Raw genomic sequence first — 16144 nt, 5'->3', positions numbered from 1 at the left:
GCATGCGCTGGTGGCTGGTGTGCGCATGGTTTGTGCTGTTTTGGGGGACGGTGCTCTGCTGGGTGCCGCAGGCCGTAGCGGCACAGGCGGCCTCCTCCGAGGTGGGTGACCTGCGCCTCGAACGCGGGGACGACGGTCTGTACCTAAGTGCCAACCTGCAATTTGAACTGCCCGAGTTGGCAGAAGACGCCTTGCAAAAAGGCATTCCCATGTTCTTCGTGGCCGACGCCCAGGTGCTGCGCGACCGCTGGTACTGGTCCGACCGGCAGGTGGCCGAGACCACCCGGTACTTCCGCCTGAGCTACCAGCCGCTCACCCGCCGTTGGCGTCTCAACATCTCCTCCACGCCTTTCACCAACAGCGGGCTGGGCGTGGTGCTGGGTCAGAATTTTGACAATTACGCCGATGCCTTGTCGTCGATTCAGCGTTTTTCACGTTGGAAGATCGCCGAACGCGATGTGATCGAGTCCGATGCCGTGCATACGGTGAACTTCCGCTTCCGCCTCGACATGTCCCAGCTGCCCCGTCCTTTCCAGATCGGTGCGGTCGGCCGGTCGGGCTGGAACCTGCTGGTGTCCCGCAGCCAGCGCCTGGGCGCAGAGCCAGCCAAGTGAGCACGTCCCCCCCATCCACCGGCGTTTCGGCATCGACCCACGCCACCGCCCGCCAGTCCCGCGCAGTGCGCTGGGCCGTGGGCGTGGGCGCCGCCATCATGTCGGCCATCGGTCTGGTACTGCTGTTCTTGCTGACGCTGGCCACCAACAACCGCGTGCTGTACGAGCGCAACTACGCCTGGCTCTTCGGCGTCAACGTGTTTGTGGCGCTGCTGCTGCTGCTGGTGCTGGGCTGGGTGGCGGTGCGATTGGGCTTGCGCCTGCGCAAGGGGCGCTTTGGCAGCCGCCTGCTGGTCAAGCTCGCAGCCATTTTTGCGCTGGTGGGGCTCATGCCGGGGCTGCTGATCTATGTGGTGTCCTATCAGTTCGTCACGCGCTCCATCGAAAGCTGGTTCGACGTGAAGGTGGAGGGTGCTCTGTCTGCGGGCGTCAACCTGGCCCGCGTGTCGCTGGACTCGCTGGCCACGGACATGGCCGCCAAGACCCGCAATGCCAGCGCCCAGGTGGCCCAGGTGCCTGATGCTGCTGCGGGCCTGGTGCTGGAGCGTATTCGCGACCAGCTCGGCGCGACCGACGTGGTGCTCTGGAACGCGTCCGGTCAGGCGGTGGCCAGCGCGGGACAGTCGCGCTTCAGTCTCAACCCCGAGCGGCCCGGCGCTGCCTTGCTGCGCACGGCGCGCCAGCAGCGCGCCACGGCGCAGATCGAAGGGCTGGACGACATTGCCGACCCGGCTGCGGCGCAGAACGCGCGGGTCAAGGTGCTGGCCCTGGTCAGCAGCCCCAGCGTGGGCCTGCTGATGGAGCCGCGCTATCTGCAGGCCACCTTGCCCCTACCGCCGGCCTTGGTGGCCAACGCCATCGCCGTGCAGGAGGCCAATCGTGAATACCAGGAGCGTGCGCTGGCCCGGGGCGGGCTGCGGCGCATGTATGTGGGCACGCTCACGCTGAGTCTGTTCCTGGCGGTGTTCGGCGCTGTGCTGCTGGCGGTGCTGCTGGGCAACCAGCTGGCGCGGCCTTTGTTGGTGCTTGCAGAGGGGGTGCGCGAGGTGGCTGCGGGCAATCTGAGTCCCAAGGCCGCGCTGCAAAGCAAAGATGAGTTGGGTGGGCTGACGCGCTCGTTCGCGCTCATGACCCAGCAACTGGCAGACGCGCGCCAGGCGGTGGAGCAGAGCATGGGCGAGGTCGATGCCTCCCGCGCCAACCTGCAGACCATTCTGGACAACCTTACGGCGGGTGTCATCGTGCTGGATGCGCAGGGGCTGATCCGTTCGTCCAACCCGGGCGCCACCCGCATCCTGCGCGCTCCCATGGCCGCTTATGAGGGGCGGCCGCTGTCCGAAGTGCCGGGCCTCGCGGAGTTTGCCGCGTCGGTCCAAAGCCATTTCGATGCGTTTTTGGGGGACCATGAACGCCATGGCCTGGACCATTGGCAGCAGCCGTTCGAGCTGCATGCCTCCTCCGGCGGCGCCGGACAACACGCCACGAGCCTGGTTGCGCGGGGCGCCGAGCTGCCCGATGCCACCCGACTGTTGGTTTTTGACGACATTTCAGAGATCGTTTCGGCCCAGCGTGCGCAGGCCTGGGGCGAGGTGGCGCGCCGGCTGGCGCACGAAATCAAGAACCCGCTGACCCCCATCCAGCTGTCGGCCGAGCGCCTTGAAATGAAGCTGTCGGGCAAGCTGCCGGACCCTGAACAGGCCATCCTCGCCAAGTCCGTCAAGACCATCGTGGACCAGGTCGATGCGATGAAGCGACTGGTCAACGAGTTCCGCGATTACGCGCGCTTGCCTGCTGCCGAACTGCATGCGCTGGACCTCAATGCCCTGGTCGCCGACGTGCTCCATTTGTATGGGGCAGAAAACGCCACCGTGCCTGTAGAAGCCGAGCTGGACCCGCGCTGCCCCTGGATTGCGGGCGATGCGCAGCAGTTGCGCCAGGTCGTACACAACCTGCTGCAGAACGCCCAGGATTCGACCGAGCAGGCCCGCGCCGGGGCCTCCGAGCCCGTGCCGCCGGTGCGCATCAGCACCCGCTGGAGCGAATCGTCACGCCGTGTGCGGCTCACGGTGTCGGACAGCGGCGGGGGCTTTCCGTCCCACATCCTGCAGCGCGCTTTCGAACCCTATGTCACCACCAAACCGCGTGGCACCGGCCTGGGTTTGGCCGTGGTCAAAAAGATCGCAGATGAGCACGGAGCGCGCATCGAACTGTCCAACCGCACCGAAGAAGGCGTGGTGCGCGGCGCCCAAGTGTCGTTATCATTCGCCCCTGAACCAGCGGTGGCGTCATAACAACACCGCCCCGCAGTACCTCCCCAAGGCGCTTCAACACACATGGCAAACATTCTGGTGGTCGACGATGAGCTCGGCATTCGTGATCTGCTGTCGGAAATCCTGAACGACGAAGGTCACAGCGTAGACCTCGCAGAAAATGCGACCCAGGCCCGAGCCGCCCGGGCAGGCAACAGCTATGACCTGGTGCTGCTGGACATCTGGATGCCCGACACCGACGGCGTCTCGTTGCTCAAAGAGTGGGCAACTGCGGGCGTGCTCACCATGCCGGTCATCATGATGAGCGGCCACGCCACCATCGACACAGCGGTAGAGGCCACGCGCATCGGCGCCTTCTCGTTCCTCGAAAAACCCATCACCCTGCAAAAGCTCCTCAAGGCCGTGGAGCAGGGCCTGGCCCGCAACGCAGCCCACCAAGCTGCACCCGTGGCTGCCGTGTCCGCACCCGTTGCCGCTCCGGCCGATCCGACGTTCTCGCAGCTGCCTGCCGTTTCTGCGGTGATGGCGGGGGTGGACCCTGGCCCCCACGCCCACCAGGGCTTTGACCTGGATCGTCCCCTGCGCGAAGCGCGCGATGGTTTCGAGAAGGCCTACTTCGAGTTTCACCTGGCCCGCGAAGGCGGCTCCATGACGCGCGTGGCCGAAAAGACGGGCCTGGAGCGCACCCACCTGTACCGCAAGCTGCGCCAGCTGGGCGTGGATCTGGGGCGCGGCAAGCGCGGCTGATCAATTAATTTGTGCCTTTTGCCGGAAGCACTGATTTTTCTGGCTATAATTTGAGGCTCAGGCCCGGTAGCTCAGTCGGTAGAGCAGAGGATTGAAAATCCTTGTGTCGGTGGTTCGATTCCGCCCCAGGCCACCAAACAAAAGCCCTTGATTTGCAAGAATCAAGGGCTTTTTCAATTTCGTACCGCCGAAGCAGGGCCACACCCAGCTGGGCAGGTGCGCATGCCGAAATCCTGCGTTGCCTTGGTGCTGGTTGCTGCCCGTACCGCGCATTGCCTTCCTTGTTGTTTCTCCCCACGTTCCCCATGCCCCTTCTGCAGGACACCACCCTTGGTATCGACTTCGGCACTTCCAACTCCGCGATGGCGGTGCGGCAGGGCGCGGGCCTGTCGCGGATGGTGGCGCTGGAGGGGGATGCACACACGCTGCCCACGGCGCTGTTCTTCAACGCCGAAGACCAGCGCACGCACTTTGGGCGCGATGCGGTGGCGCAGTACCTCGCGGGCACGGAAGGGCGGCTGATGCGCTCGCTCAAGAGCCTGCTGGGCAGTGCGCTGCTGCAGGACAAGACCGCAGTGCACAACCAGCTGGTCAGCTACCAGGACATCATCGGTCTCTTCTTGCGGATGCTGGCGCAGAAGGCCCGCGACGAACTGGGGGGCATGCCCGGGCGGGTGGTGATGGGGCGGCCGGTGCATTTTGTGGACGGCGACGCCGAGCGCGATCAGCAGGCCGAGGACGCGCTGCGCCAGGCCGCGCTGTCTGCAGGGTTCGAGAACGTGAGCTTCCAGTTCGAGCCCATTGCGGCCGCGCTGGACTACGAGCAGCGCATCGACCGGGAGTCGCTGGTGCTGGTGGTGGACATTGGCGGCGGTACGTCGGACTTCACGGTGGTACGCCTGGGCCCCGAGCGCATGGCCCGCGCGGACCGCAGCAGCGATGTGCTGGCCACCACTGGCGTGCACATCGGTGGCACGGACTTTGACCGGCGCCTCAGCCTGGACCTGCTCATGCCGCTGCTGGGCTTTCGCCACATCGGTCCGTCGGGGCGCGAGGTGCCCAGCCGCGTGTTTTTCGACCTCTCGACCTGGCACCTGATCCAGTGGCTGTATTCGCCGCGCGCACTGCGTGATGCGCAGAACCTGCGTACCGACTATGCCGATGCCGCGCTGCATGCCCGGCTGATTCGGGTGTTGAACGAGCGGCTGGGCCACCGCCTGGCCAACACGGTGGAGCAGGCCAAGATCGCGGCTTCTCTGGCCGATGCCGAGGCGCCCATGCCGCTGGACTGGGTCGAGGCTGGGCTCGGCGCCGCCATCACGCCGCCCGGATTGGCGCAGTCCCTGGCGCAGCCGCTGGAACAGGTGGTGGCCTGCGCGCGCGACTGCCTGCAGATGGCGGGACTGGGCGATGGGGGTGTGGATGCGATCTACCTGACTGGGGGCTCGTCGGCATTGCGGCCCCTGCGCCAGGCACTGCGCACGGCCTTCCCGGCAACTCCGCAAGTGGAGGGTGATCTGTTCGGCGGGGTGGCTGCGGGCCTGGCGGTTTCGCGGTAGTCATGCCATCCAGTTTGCTATTAATTGGATAGCTTGTGCGGCATATTGCACTAGCGCTACCGCCCGAAAACATCGCAAACACGGCCCGGGAGCACCTGGAGTCAGTCCTGTACGCCATCCTCGCGCTTCCACTCCAGCGCGGTGTCGTACAGCACGTTGCGTGACGCGCCCGTGATCTCGGCGGCCAGGCGCACGGCGGTCTTCAGGGGCAGCTCGGCCAGCAACAGGCGCAGCACGCGGTGGCTGTCGCCTGCGTCGCTGACCACAGGTACCGGGTGCAGCAGCACCACGAATTCGCCGCGCGAGCGCTGGGGCGACCCATCCAGCCACGCCGTCAGCGCCTGCGCGGGCTGGGTGGTGACTTCTTCAAACTGCTTGGTCAGCTCGCGCGCCAGGGTGATGGGGCGCTCGCCCAATACGGCCAGGGCCTGGGCCAGCTCGCCGATGCGGTGGGGCGCTTCGAGCAGCACCACGCACCGGGGCTCCTGGGCCAGCTGCTGCGCAATCACGTTGGCACGCTCCGCGTTCTTGACGGGCAGGAATCCTGCAAACACAAAGCCGCCGTGTTCGGTGCTGTGGGCCACGGCACCGGCCACGCTCAATGCGGTGGTGATGCTGCTGGCGCCCGGCAGTGGCACGGCACGCAGGCCCGCCGCCTGCACGGCAGCCACCAGACGTGCGCCGGGGTCGCTCACGCCGGGGGTGCCTGCGTCGCTCACATAGGCCACGCGCTGGCCCTGCTGCAGCCTGTGCACCACGTTCTGCGCGGCTTCGGCCTCGTTGTGCTGGTGCACAGCCAGCAGCTGGCTGGCGCCCTTGTCGATGCCGTAGGCGCGCAGCATCGACTGCGTATGGCGCGTGTCCTCGCAAGCCACCGTGTCGGCCAGCTGCAGCACATGCAGTGCGCGCAAGGTGATGTCGGCCAGGTTGCCGATGGGCGTGGCCACCACGTACAGCGCGCCCCGCGGATAATGCTGCGCAGCGGCGGCGTCGTGCGCCGCGCCCTGGGCTGAAGCGAAAGATGCGCTCAATGAATTTCCTTGGAAAAAGACCACCGGCCCTTGCCACCCCGGAGGCTGCCAAAAAAGCCACCACGCGTGAGCGGGGCAACGCTGCCGAGGACCAGGCATTGGCCCATCTGCAGGCAGCGGGACTGCAACTGGCGGTGCGCAATTATCGGACGCCCGGACGCGGCGGGGGCGAGATTGATCTGGTGATGCATGACCGGGATGGCACCCTGGTGTTCGTGGAGGTGCGCAGCCGCACGCATGGCGGCTTTGGCGGCGCCGGTGCCAGCATCAGCGCGACCAAGCAGCAGCGCATCATCTTTGCCGCACGGCACTACCTGATGCGCTTGCCGTCGCCACCGCCCTGCCGTTTTGACGTGGTGCTGGTGGAGGAGGGGGTGCAGTGGCTCAAGGCGGCGTTCGATGCGCAGTAGCGGCGGGCGCCCTACCGGTCGCCAGCGCAATGCGGGTGGCTACCCTTTGCTACAAAAGCTGTAACACGCGGCGGGTATCATCGGGCCCTCATGCTTGAGCAACGCATCCAACAGCATTTCATCGACAGCGCCGACCTGAAGTACCAGGCCGCGCAGACCCTGAGCCATCCCATTGCAGCAGCCGTACAGGCGGTGCTGGCCTGCGTGACCAGCGGCGGCAAGGTGCTGGCCTGTGGCAACGGCCCGTCCGCCGCCGAAGCGCAGCAGTTTGCCGCCTTTTGCGTGGCGGGCTTTGAACGCGAACGTCCCGAGCTGGCCGCGCTGGCGCTCACATCCGACAACACACTGCTCACGGCGGCTGCGGGCAGCAACGATGCCACCCAGCAGTTTGCGCGTCAGGTGCGCGCCCTGGGTCAGGCGGGCGATGTGTTGCTGGCCCTGACGGTGCACGGCAACGACCCCAACCTGCTGGCCGCCGCCGAGGCCGCGCACGAGCGCGACATGACCGTGGTGGTGTTGGCGGGCCGCACCGGCGGCAAACTGGCCGCCATGCTGCGGGAGACCGACGTCTTGATCAGCGTGCCCCACGACCGTGCGGCACGCGTGCGCGAAGTCCACACGCTGGTATTGCATTGCATCAGCGACGGCGTGGACGCACAGTTACTTGGTGAACAGGAGATCCCACTATGAACCCGACAACCATGAACCGCACCCGCCGCGTGGTGGGCACTGCCCTGGCTGCTGCCACACTGGCCGCCGCACTATCGGCCTGCGCGCCCCTGATCGTGGGCGGCGCTGTGGTCGGCGGCGTGATGGCGGTGGACCGCCGCACGGCCGGCACCCAGATCGAAGACGAAGGCATTGAGCTGCGCGCGGCCAACCGCATTCGCGAAGCCCTGGGCGACCGGGCCCATGTCAACGTGACCAGCTACAACCGCCAGGCCCTGCTGACCGGTGAAGTCGCCACGGCCCAGGACCGCCAGGCGGTGGAGCAGATGGTGTCGCAGGTGGAGAACGTGCGCTCCGTGGTCAACGATCTGGCCGTGATGCCCAGCTCCACCCTGAGCCAGCGGTCCACGGACACCTTCATCACCGGCAAGGTGCGTGCGAGCCTGGTGGACGCGCAGGACATCTCGGCCAACTCCTTCAAGGTGGTGACCGAGCGCAACACCGTCTATCTGATGGGCCGTGTCTCGCAGCGCGAGGCCAACCGTGCCACGGACATCGCCCGGGGCGTGAGTGACGTGCGCAAGGTGGTGCGTGTGTTCGAGATCGTTTCGGAGGAAGAGCTGCGCCGCATCGCGCCGCAGCCAGCGCCGGTCACCACGGACACCAAGCCAGCCGGCGGCTGAGGACGGGGTTCAGACCGGAGGGTCAAAGTCCCAGACCGCAGCGCGTGGTCTGGGACTTTTTTCTTGCAGCGCAGCGCTGGGGCTCCGCAACGCTGCCACACGCCGCCGGCGTTGCACCCGGGGGTAAGGCTGTGACGATGCCTGCTTTGTCCGACCGCCAGGCCTGCCCTTTGTCGGGGCAGACACCGCAGGCGGCTGAGGGGGTTACTTCAAGCGCTGAATCAGGCTGGACGTATCCCAGCGGTTGCCGCCCATCTTCTGCACATCGGCATAGAACTGGTCCACCAGTGCCGTCACCGGCACGCGTGATCCGTTGCGCTTGGCTTCGTCCAGTACCAGTCCCAGGTCCTTGCGCATCCAGTCCACGGCAAAACCAAAGTCGAACTTGCCGTCCACCATGGTCTTGCCACGGTTGTCCATCTGCCAGCTCTGGGCAGCGCCCTTGCCGATCACTTCCAGCACCTGCTTCATGTCCAGCCCGGCGTTCTGGCCAAACGCCACGGCTTCCGACAGGGCCTGCACCAGCCCGGCGATGCAGATCTGGTTGACCATCTTGGCCAACTGGCCCGAGCCGCTGGCACCCAGCAGCGTGAAGGCGCGCGAGAACGCCATGGCCACGGGCTGAGCAGCCTCGAAGGCTGCGGCATCGCCACCGCACATCACGGTCAGCAGGCCGTTCTGAGCGCCGGCTTGGCCGCCGGACACGGGCGCATCCACAAACTGCAGGCCGAGCGCCTGGGCGGCCGCATACAGCTCGCGGGCCACCTCGGCCGAGGCCGTGGTGTGGTCCACAAAAATCGCACCGGGCTTCATGCCTGCGAAGGCACCGTCCGCACCCAGGGTGACCGAGCGCAGGTCATCGTCATTGCCCACACAGCAGAACACGATGTCGGCGCCTGCCGCCGCCTCGCGGGGCGTGGCTGCATGCTGGGGGGCCTTGGTGCCCGCATACTCTGCGCACCATGCTACGGATTTGGTAGCGGTCCGGTTGTACACAGTGACTTCATGACCAGCCAGCGCCAGGTGTCCTGCCATGGGATAGCCCATCACGCCCAGGCCCAGAAAGGCGACTTTGCGGGAGGGGGTGGTGTCGTAGTTGCGGGGGTTAGTGCTTGGCATGGTGTGACGGCAAGATGATGCAAAAGTATGCGTGAAAACGAAAACCCGCCCAGGAGGGCGGGTGAAGCTGCGCGAAGGTGTGTGGACCTGGCTCTGGGGTCAAACGATCGCAAAATGCTCGGTACCCTGAGCCAGGTCGGGTGACTTGGCGCGCTGGCTGTTGAGCTTGATCTGCAGGCGCAAGTCGTTGAGCGAGTCGGCATTGCGCAGTGCGTCTTCGTAGCTGATGACATTGGCCTCGTAGGCATCGAACAGCGCCTGGTCGAAGGTCTGCATGCCCAGGTTGCGGCTCTTCTTCATGATCTCCTTGATCTCGGAGACCTCGCCCTTGAAGATCAGGTCGGAGATCAGCGGGGTGTTGAGCATCACCTCCACCGCTGCGGCGCGGCCCTTGCCATCCTGCTTGGGGATCAGGCGCTGCGACACCATGGCGCGCAGGTTGAGCGACAGGTCCATCAACAACTGGGCACGGCGCTCTTCGGGGAAGAAGTTGATGATCCGGTCCAGCGCCTGGTTGGCGCTGTTGGCGTGCAGCGTGGCCAGGCACAAGTGCCCGGTTTCGGCAAACGCCACCGCATGTTCCATGGTCTCGCGGTCGCGGATTTCGCCCATCAGAATCACGTCGGGCGCCTGCCGCAGTGTGTTCTTCAGGGCTGCTTCCCAGCTGTCGGTATCCAGGCCCACTTCACGCTGCGTCACCACGCAGTTCTTGTGCGGGTGCACAAATTCGATGGGGTCTTCCACCGTGATGATGTGGCCGAACGAGTTCTCGTTGCGCCAGTCCACCATGGCGGCCAACGTGGTGGACTTGCCCGAGCCCGTGGCACCCACCAGGATGCACAGGCCGCGTTTGGTCATCGTCACTTCCTTGAGCACCTGCGGCACACCCAGGCCGTCGATGGTGGGCAGCGTGAGCGGAATGGTCCGCAGCACCATGCCGACCTTGCCCTGCTGGATGAAAGCGTTGACGCGGAAGCGCCCGATGCCAGCGGGCGAGATGGCGAAGTTGCACTCCTTGGTGCGCTCGAAGTCCGCCACCTGCTTGTCGCTCATGATGGCGCGCGCCAGCGTGAGCGTGTGGTTGGACGTGAGGGGTTGCGGCGACACCTTGGTCACCTTGCCATCGACCTTGATGGCGGGTGGAAACTCTGCCGTGATGAACAAGTCGCTGCCGTTGCGGCTCACCATCAGCTTGAGCAGGTCATTGATGAATTTACTGGCCTGATCGCGTTCCATCAGAAGTTCTCCCGGGGGTGGTCGTCTGCCGGACGATCTTGTGTCGTGGATAGGTGCATCATTTCTGGTTGTCGCTCAGGCGTGCGCTCACCACGCGCAGGCGCAGCGACAGCTTGCGCGCCAGCAGGGCAATCAGACTGGCGGCCAGTTGCGGATCCTTGGTCATCATGTCGTCCATGGCCTCGGCGGAGAGCACGGCGATCTCGCAGTCGGTCAGCGTGGTGCAGGCCGAAAAGCGGATGCCGCTGTCCAGCAGCGACATCTCTCCCAGGATGTCCCCCGGGCGTGTCTCGGCCAGTCGCAATTGTTCGCCCCAAGGCTGCACGCGGTCCACGGCGATGGTGCCGGTGAGCAGCACCACCATGAAGTTGCCGTACTCATCCTGGCGAATCACGTCGCGGTTGGACGGGACGGCCGCAAATTCAAAAAAGCGCTCCATGCGCTCCACAGCGTCCTTGTCCAGGTGCGCCATGTATTTGTCCTTGGCCCACAGGCCTTGCAGCAGTTTGCCGCCCCGGCTGGTAGGCAGGCGCTTGGCGCCCACTTCCACGGCGCGCGCCTCCCAGGGCACCAGCATGGAGTCGTCCACACCCTGGCCCGCAAACGCGGTGGAAAACAACACGGAATCCGTGTGGTCGTCCGATGGCTTGCCGCTGCGGGTTTTCATTTTCAGAAGGCTCAAAATGCCTTTCATATCGCGCTCCGGTATGCGGCGCCTGCAGGGGCCGCAAAGTCGTTCATGGGGGTGTGCTGTCGGGGGCTCAGCCGGGGAAGTTCTCGGGGATCTTGGCCTTGCTGCGTGCTTCGGCCGGACTGATGATGTTGCGGCGCACGAGGTCGGTCAAATTCTGGTCCAGCGTCTGCATGCCCACGCTGTTGCTGGTCTGGATGGTGGAGTACATCTGCGCCACCTTGGCCTCGCGGATCAGGTTGCGGATGGCGCTGGTGCCCAGCATGATCTCGTGCGCAGCCACGCGGCCGGAGCCGTCCTTGGTCTTGCACAGCGTTTGCGAGATCACGGCCTGCAGCGATTCGGACAACATCGCACGGACCATTTCCTTTTCTTCGGCGGGGAACACGTCGATGATCCGGTCGATGGTCTTGGCGGCGCTCGAGGTGTGCAGCGTGCCAAACACCAAGTGGCCCGTTTCAGCAGCCGTCATGGCCAGGCGGATGGTTTCCAGGTCGCGCATTTCGCCCACCAGAATGGCGTCCGGGTCTTCGCGCAGTGCGGACTTCAGGGCCGCCGCGAACGACAGCGTCATCGGGCCGACTTCACGCTGGTTGATCAGGCACTTCTTGGACTCGTGCACGAATTCGATCGGGTCTTCCACCGTGAGGATGTGGCCGTATTCGGATTCGTTGAGGTAGTTGACCATGGCGGCCAGCGTGGTGGACTTGCCCGAGCCCGTGGGGCCGGTCACCAGCACCAGGCCCCGTGGCTTCAAGGCCAGGTCGCCGAAGATCTTGGGGGCGTTGAGCTGTTCCAGCGTCAGGATCTTGCTCGGAATCGTCCGGAACACGGCGGCCGCGCCCCGGTTCTGGTTGAAGGCGTTGACGCGGAAGCGGGCCAGGCCTTCGATCTCGAAGGAAAAGTCCACCTCCAGGAACTCTTCATACGTCTTGCGCTGCGCGTCGCTCATGATGTCGTACACCATGGCATGCACCGTCTTGTGGTCCAGCGCATCGACGTTGATACGCCGCACGTCGCCGTGGACCCGGATCATGGGCGGCAGACCGGCGGAGAGGTGCAGGTCGGAGGCCTTGTTCTTCACGCTGAACGCGAGCAATTGGGTAATGTCCACGGAGTCCCTCTATCGTTTGGTACGCTTGCCAAACATTATGACCACGATTGCTAACAACCTCCAACAGGTTATGGGCCGGATCGCCCAGGCGTGCCGGGCTGCCGGGCGCGACCCGGGCCAGGTGGGCCTGCTGGCCGTTTCCAAGACCTTTGGCGCCGATGCAGTGCTGGAGGCGGTGGCCGCAGGCCAGCGCGCCTTTGGCGAGAACTACATCCAGGAGGGCGTGGACAAGATTGCCGCCGTGCGGGCTGCCTTGCCCGGCGTGGCGCTGCAGTGGCACTGCATTGGCCCTATCCAGAGCAACAAGACCCGCCTGGTGGCCGAGCACTTTGCCTGGGTGCACACGGTGGACCGGCTCAAGATCGCCGAGCGCCTGTCGGCCCAGCGGCCCGATCACCTGCCGCCGCTGCAGATATGTATCCAGGTCAATATCGATGGAGGCCCCACCAAGTCAGGTGTGGCTCCTGCTGAAACGCTGGAGTTGGTGCGGGCTGTCGCAAAACTGCCACGGCTGGTGGTGCGGGGGCTCATGAGCATTCCGGACCATGCTCCTGAATTTGAAGCGCAATTGGCAATCCACACTAGCGCCAGAAGGCTATTTGACGAGATATCGGCAGTAGGAGAGCCAGGCCTGGGGCAGTTTGACACCCTGTCCCTGGGCATGACGGCCGACCTGGAGGCCGCCATTCAGGCAGGCAGCACGCTGGTGCGCGTGGGCACCGGCGTGTTTGGTGGACGGACCTACCCCGCCGCCTGAGCAGGCTCAGCCCGGCAGCGTGAAGCGCGCCACGCAGTCCAGCGCCGCTGTCACATCCGCCTCACTCACATCCAGGTGCGTCACCCAGCGCAGCCGGGTGGCGCCGCCATACAGACTGCTGGTCACGCGCACGCCGTGCTGCGCCAGCCAGGCGGTGAAGGCTGGGGCCACCTCTGCGTGCAGGTCGGTGAAGAGGATGTTGGTCTGCCACGGCAGCACGGTGAGCTTGCCCTGCAGCACGGGGTGGCTGCGGTTGGCTTCGGTCAGCCCTTGGGCCAGCCGGTCCAGGCGGGCGTGGTCTTCCGCCAGGCGCCGCACATGGTGCTGCAGCGCGTAGTGGCCGGCAGCCGCCAGGACACCCGCCTGCCGCATGCCACCGCCCAGGATCTTGCGGGTGCGGCGCGCCTGCCGGATGAAGTCGCGCGAGCCCAGCACCAGCGAGCCCACGGGCGCACCCAGGCCCTTGCTCAGGCACAGCGATGCGGAATCAAAGTGGCTGCACAGCGCGCGCGCTTCCGCATACACATCGGTGCCGTTGCGCGCGGCATTGGCCGTGGCAGCGTTGAACATGCGTGCGCCGTCCAGGTGCATGGCCAGCCCCCGGCTGCGCGCCAGTTGCGCCACCTCGGCGATGTAGGCGGGCGGCAGCACCTGGCCGCCGGTCGTGTTCTCCAGCACCACGAGGCGGGTGCGCGCGAAGTGCGGGTCGTCCGGTTTGATGGCGGCCGCGATGTCGGCCACGCGCAGCGTGCCGTCTGGCTGGGTCTCGACCGGCTGGGGCTGGATGGAGCCCAGCACGGCCATGCCGCCCGCCTCCCAGCGGTAGGTGTGCCAGCTCTGGCCCACGATGGCCTCGTCGCCGCGCTGGCAGTGGCCCCACAGCGCGATCAGGTTGGTCTGCGTGCCCGAGGGGGCGAACAGCGCGGCCTCAAAACCCAGCAGCTCGGCGGCATGGTCCTGCAGTGCGTTCACTGAGGGGTCGTCGGCAAATACATCGTCGCCCAGCGGGGCCTGGAACATGGCCTCGCGCATGGCGGGCGTGGGCTGGGTGACGGTGTCGCTGCGAAAGTCGGGCATGGGCGCGGTCCTTGTGGGTCGGGTCAATGAATGGCCGGCCATATTAGTCGCGTTGGCATCCCCTGCGGCTGCAATGCCCTCGGCCGGCGAAATGGGCGCTGCCTAGGTCAGGGACGCCGAGCAAGGGCCGCCCCGCAGCGAGGGCGTCGTCCCCCCGAGGGGGAAGGCGCCGAAGGCGACTCAGGGGGGCTACGGTCTGTTCATCTTGCAATCCGTGCCTTGCGCCAGCTCATTGCCGGTGTAGGCGGCATCGGTGCGAAAGCCATAGTTCGTGCCTTCCCAGCCCACCTTCACGGCCTTGCCGTCCACCGGCGCGATGGTGTTGACCACCTGGGGCAGCAGCAGCTGGTGGTCTTCGCCGCGCATGCGCACGGGGCCCACCACCGATTCGAGGGTCAGGTCTTCCAGCGCACGGGCTACCTTCACCGGGTCGGTGGACTGGGCCTTGTTGATGGCTGCGGCGAGGAAGCGCGGCGTCATCTCGATGCGCGGCGCGAGAAAGTCCTTGCCCGTCTTGGCCTTGTAGGTCTTGGCCAGCGCGTCCACCTTGGGGGTGTCGGCCTGGCCGGGGTGCCATTCGGCCACCCAGGTCAGCTGGCCCTGCTTGGCCTGCGACACCGCCAGCACCGTGCCGGGGATGGAGCCCGCGCTGTGGTTGAAGTAGCGCAGGTTGTAGCCCGCATCGCCCGCCGCCTTGAGCAGCAGCGTCATGTCCTGCCCCCAGTTGCCGGTGATGACCGAGTCGGCCTCCGTGCTCTTGACCTTGGCGAGGTAGGGCGCAAAGTCCTTCACGCGGCCGATAGGGTGCAGCGCCTCGCCCACAAACTGGATGTCGGGCCGCGCCAGGCCCACCATCTCGCGGCCATAGTGCGCCCACTGCTTGCCGTGCGCGTAGTCCTGGTTCAGCAGGTACACCTTCTTGATGTCTGGCTGCTTCTTGATGTAGTTGGCGATGGCCTTCATCTTCATGGCCGTGTTGGCCTCGAACTGGAAGTGCCAGAAGTTGCAGGCCTTGCCCGTCAGCTCGGGGTCGATAGAGGAGTGGTTCAGCACCAGGATCTCCTTGCCCGGGTTGCGCTGGTTGTGGCGCGCCGCTGCCTGCACCAGCGCCGTGACCACCGACGAGCCCGAACCGCCCGTCACGATGGCCTTGGCCCCCTGGTCAATGGCGGCCTGCAGCGCGCTCTGGCTCTCTTGCGCCGAGAGCTTGCTGTCGAACTGCAGCAGCTGCAGCTTGGTGCCCTTGAGCACGCCGCCCTTGGCGTTGATGTCCTCGATGGCGTACTGCGTGTGGGTGAGCATCAGCTCACCCACGTTGGCGAACGGGCCCGACAGCGGGTCGATGTAGGCGACCTTGAAGGTCTCCTGCGCGCTGGCGGCCGTGCCGATCAGCAGGGCCGCCGCAGCGGCCAGGGGGGTGAGGAACACGGTTTTCATGGGTTTTGTCTCCGGTGGTTGTTGTGCTTGGTGTAAGGGTGCTGCGGTGCGCGTCAGGCTGAGTTGCGCTTGCGGGTTCGCCGCAGCCCCAGCACACGCCAGGCCAGCTGCGCCAGCTCCTGCGCCACCTCGTCTTGCGACAGGCGGCCGTCAGGGCGGTACCAGTTGTAGAGAAAGCCGGGCAGGCTGCAGGCGGCCAGGGCGGTGATCTTGGTGTCGTTGAACTCGAACATGCCGTCCTGGCGGCCCTGTTCGAGCAGCGCGCACAGCCGGTCGTAGAAGTGGTTCGCCAGGTCCTTTTGCGCCGCCAGGTACTCGGGCCGGTACACCTGCGGCTCGCGGTACGGGAAGAAGGCCGAGGGGTGGTGCTCCAGCGTGGCGCGGATCAGCCGCTCGATGCCTTCCGTCACCTTCACATGGGCAGGCCGGTCATCGTCCGCCGCAAAGTCCATCGCAGTGAAACACGCCACGGCAGGCGCCCACGACAGCGTCTCGAAGATCTCCTGCTTGTTGCGAAAGTAGTAGTACACAAAGGGCTTGGTCACGCCCAGCTGCTGCACGATCTGCTCAATGGTGGTGTTGGCGTAGCCCTGCGCATCGAACAGCGCCTCGGCTGCGCGCAGGATGCGCTCGCGCTTTTCGTCCGACCCGGCCGTGGCGGCCTTCTGGCGGCCGCTGGCCTGCACGGGGGGCTGCTGGTTCATCGGTGTCCTTTGCGCGACGTTGAAGT

16 protein-coding genes and 1 tRNA gene are annotated in these 16144 nt (G+C 65.9%); 9 read left to right on the top strand and 8 right to left on the bottom strand.

Annotation, left to right across the window (positions count from 1 at the left end):
• Positions 1-2: 2 nt before the first annotated feature.
• The 5 genes from ASC83_RS07335 to ASC83_RS07315 all read left to right on the top strand — a co-directional run bounded on the left by ASC83_RS07335 (position 3) and on the right by ASC83_RS07315 (position 5190).
• Complete coding sequence (locus tag ASC83_RS07335) at positions 3-614, top strand: DUF4390 domain-containing protein (RefSeq protein WP_056059932.1); 612 nt, start codon at positions 3-5, stop codon at positions 612-614.
• Positions 611-2905 carry an ATP-binding protein gene (locus ASC83_RS07330; RefSeq protein ID WP_056059927.1) on the top strand — a complete coding sequence of 765 codons (2295 nt, stop codon included), beginning with the start codon at positions 611-613 and terminating at the stop codon, positions 2903-2905. The genes ASC83_RS07335 and ASC83_RS07330 overlap by 4 nt, the downstream gene beginning before the upstream one ends.
• A gap of 42 nt (positions 2906-2947) precedes the next feature.
• Entirely contained in the window at positions 2948-3631 is a 684-nt protein-coding gene (locus ASC83_RS07325; protein WP_056059924.1) for a response regulator, read from the top strand.
• A gap of 60 nt (positions 3632-3691) precedes the next feature.
• Positions 3692-3767: transfer RNA gene (locus tag ASC83_RS07320), tRNA-Phe, on the top strand.
• A gap of 169 nt (positions 3768-3936) precedes the next feature.
• On the top strand, positions 3937-5190 hold the full coding sequence (locus ASC83_RS07315) for an Hsp70 family protein (RefSeq protein WP_056059922.1): 1254 nt from the start codon (positions 3937-3939) through the stop codon (positions 5188-5190).
• Between the two features lie 101 nt (positions 5191-5291).
• On the opposite strand, the gene rsmI is transcribed toward ASC83_RS07315, so the two are convergent.
• Entirely contained in the window at positions 5292-6221 is a 930-nt protein-coding gene (rsmI, locus tag ASC83_RS07310) for a 16S rRNA (cytidine(1402)-2'-O)-methyltransferase (protein WP_056059919.1), read from the bottom strand.
• Between rsmI and ASC83_RS07305 the strand changes: the two genes are divergently transcribed.
• The 3 genes from ASC83_RS07305 to ASC83_RS07295 all read left to right on the top strand — a co-directional run bounded on the left by ASC83_RS07305 (position 6221) and on the right by ASC83_RS07295 (position 7983).
• On the top strand, positions 6221-6631 hold the full coding sequence (locus ASC83_RS07305) for a YraN family protein (RefSeq protein ID WP_056059917.1): 411 nt from the start codon (positions 6221-6223) through the stop codon (positions 6629-6631). The two genes, rsmI and ASC83_RS07305, sit on opposite strands and share 1 nt — an antisense overlap.
• Before the next feature lie 90 nt (positions 6632-6721).
• On the top strand, positions 6722-7321 hold the full coding sequence (locus tag ASC83_RS07300) for an SIS domain-containing protein (RefSeq protein ID WP_056059914.1): 600 nt from the start codon (positions 6722-6724) through the stop codon (positions 7319-7321).
• The gene (locus tag ASC83_RS07295; protein ID WP_200938904.1) at positions 7318-7983 is read left to right on the top strand and encodes a BON domain-containing protein; all 666 of its coding nucleotides are present in this window, start codon (positions 7318-7320) and stop codon (positions 7981-7983) included. The genes ASC83_RS07300 and ASC83_RS07295 overlap by 4 nt, the downstream gene beginning before the upstream one ends.
• A 204-nt stretch (positions 7984-8187) precedes the next feature.
• Here ASC83_RS07295 and ASC83_RS07290 read toward each other — a convergent pair whose 3' ends face one another.
• From ASC83_RS07290 to ASC83_RS07275, 4 genes are all read right to left on the bottom strand, one after another.
• Positions 8188-9102, bottom strand: a complete 915-nt coding sequence (locus ASC83_RS07290; RefSeq protein WP_056059909.1) for an NAD(P)-dependent oxidoreductase — start codon at positions 9100-9102, stop codon at positions 8188-8190.
• A gap of 99 nt (positions 9103-9201) precedes the next feature.
• Positions 9202-10338, bottom strand: a complete 1137-nt coding sequence (locus tag ASC83_RS07285) for a PilT/PilU family type 4a pilus ATPase (protein ID WP_056059906.1) — start codon at positions 10336-10338, stop codon at positions 9202-9204.
• 58 nt (positions 10339-10396) lie between these two features.
• The gene (locus tag ASC83_RS07280; RefSeq protein WP_056059904.1) at positions 10397-11032 is read right to left on the bottom strand and encodes a Crp/Fnr family transcriptional regulator; all 636 of its coding nucleotides are present in this window, start codon (positions 11030-11032) and stop codon (positions 10397-10399) included.
• Between the two features lie 67 nt (positions 11033-11099).
• Entirely contained in the window at positions 11100-12143 is a 1044-nt protein-coding gene (locus ASC83_RS07275) for a type IV pilus twitching motility protein PilT (RefSeq protein ID WP_015012257.1), read from the bottom strand.
• 37 nt (positions 12144-12180) lie between these two features.
• Between ASC83_RS07275 and ASC83_RS07270 the strand changes: the two genes are divergently transcribed.
• Positions 12181-12900: a YggS family pyridoxal phosphate-dependent enzyme gene (locus tag ASC83_RS07270; RefSeq protein WP_056059901.1), complete on the top strand. Its 720-nt coding sequence runs from the start codon at positions 12181-12183 to the stop codon at positions 12898-12900.
• A gap of 6 nt (positions 12901-12906) precedes the next feature.
• Here the strand turns inward: ASC83_RS07270 and ltaE are convergent, their stop codons facing one another.
• The 3 genes from ltaE to ASC83_RS07255 all read right to left on the bottom strand — a co-directional run bounded on the left by ltaE (position 12907) and on the right by ASC83_RS07255 (position 16118).
• Positions 12907-13977 carry a low-specificity L-threonine aldolase gene (gene ltaE / locus ASC83_RS07265; protein ID WP_056059900.1) on the bottom strand — a complete coding sequence of 357 codons (1071 nt, stop codon included), beginning with the start codon at positions 13975-13977 and terminating at the stop codon, positions 12907-12909.
• 189 nt (positions 13978-14166) lie between these two features.
• Entirely contained in the window at positions 14167-15414 is a 1248-nt protein-coding gene (locus ASC83_RS07260) for a branched-chain amino acid ABC transporter substrate-binding protein (protein ID WP_056059897.1), read from the bottom strand.
• 53 nt (positions 15415-15467) lie between these two features.
• Positions 15468-16118 carry a TetR/AcrR family transcriptional regulator gene (locus ASC83_RS07255; protein WP_056059894.1) on the bottom strand — a complete coding sequence of 217 codons (651 nt, stop codon included), beginning with the start codon at positions 16116-16118 and terminating at the stop codon, positions 15468-15470.
• Positions 16119-16144: the final 26 nt, after the last annotated feature.

This window comes from Acidovorax sp. Root402 (assembly GCF_001425125.1).
GTDB lineage: Bacteria > Pseudomonadota > Gammaproteobacteria > Burkholderiales > Burkholderiaceae_C > Acidovorax > Acidovorax delafieldii.
Note: the sequence above shows the minus strand (reverse complement) of the source record. Positions and strands in the feature narration are given on the sequence as shown.

What these genes read in the sequence shown, in the direction of transcription:
- ASC83_RS07335 (WP_056059932.1), top strand. Translation starts at nt 3, where the DNA reads ATGCGCTGGTGGCTGGTGTGCGCATGGTTTGTGCTGTTTTGGGGGACG.
- ASC83_RS07325 (WP_056059924.1), top strand. Translation starts at nt 2,948, where the DNA reads ATGGCAAACATTCTGGTGGTCGACGATGAGCTCGGCATTCGTGATCTG.
- ASC83_RS07315 (WP_056059922.1), top strand. Translation starts at nt 3,937, where the DNA reads ATGCCCCTTCTGCAGGACACCACCCTTGGTATCGACTTCGGCACTTCC.
- ASC83_RS07305 (WP_056059917.1), top strand. Translation starts at nt 6,221, where the DNA reads ATGAATTTCCTTGGAAAAAGACCACCGGCCCTTGCCACCCCGGAGGCT.
- ASC83_RS07300 (WP_056059914.1), top strand. Translation starts at nt 6,722, where the DNA reads ATGCTTGAGCAACGCATCCAACAGCATTTCATCGACAGCGCCGACCTG.
- ASC83_RS07295 (WP_200938904.1), top strand. Translation starts at nt 7,318, where the DNA reads ATGAACCCGACAACCATGAACCGCACCCGCCGCGTGGTGGGCACTGCC.
- ASC83_RS07290 (WP_056059909.1), bottom strand. Translation starts at nt 9,102, where the DNA reads ATGCCAAGCACTAACCCCCGCAACTACGACACCACCCCCTCCCGCAAA.
- ASC83_RS07285 (WP_056059906.1), bottom strand. Translation starts at nt 10,338, where the DNA reads ATGGAACGCGATCAGGCCAGTAAATTCATCAATGACCTGCTCAAGCTG.
- ASC83_RS07280 (WP_056059904.1), bottom strand. Translation starts at nt 11,032, where the DNA reads ATGAAAGGCATTTTGAGCCTTCTGAAAATGAAAACCCGCAGCGGCAAG.
- ASC83_RS07270 (WP_056059901.1), top strand. Translation starts at nt 12,181, where the DNA reads ATGACCACGATTGCTAACAACCTCCAACAGGTTATGGGCCGGATCGCC.
- ltaE (WP_056059900.1), bottom strand. Translation starts at nt 13,977, where the DNA reads ATGCCCGACTTTCGCAGCGACACCGTCACCCAGCCCACGCCCGCCATG.
- ASC83_RS07260 (WP_056059897.1), bottom strand. Translation starts at nt 15,414, where the DNA reads ATGAAAACCGTGTTCCTCACCCCCCTGGCCGCTGCGGCGGCCCTGCTG.
- ASC83_RS07255 (WP_056059894.1), bottom strand. Translation starts at nt 16,118, where the DNA reads ATGAACCAGCAGCCCCCCGTGCAGGCCAGCGGCCGCCAGAAGGCCGCC.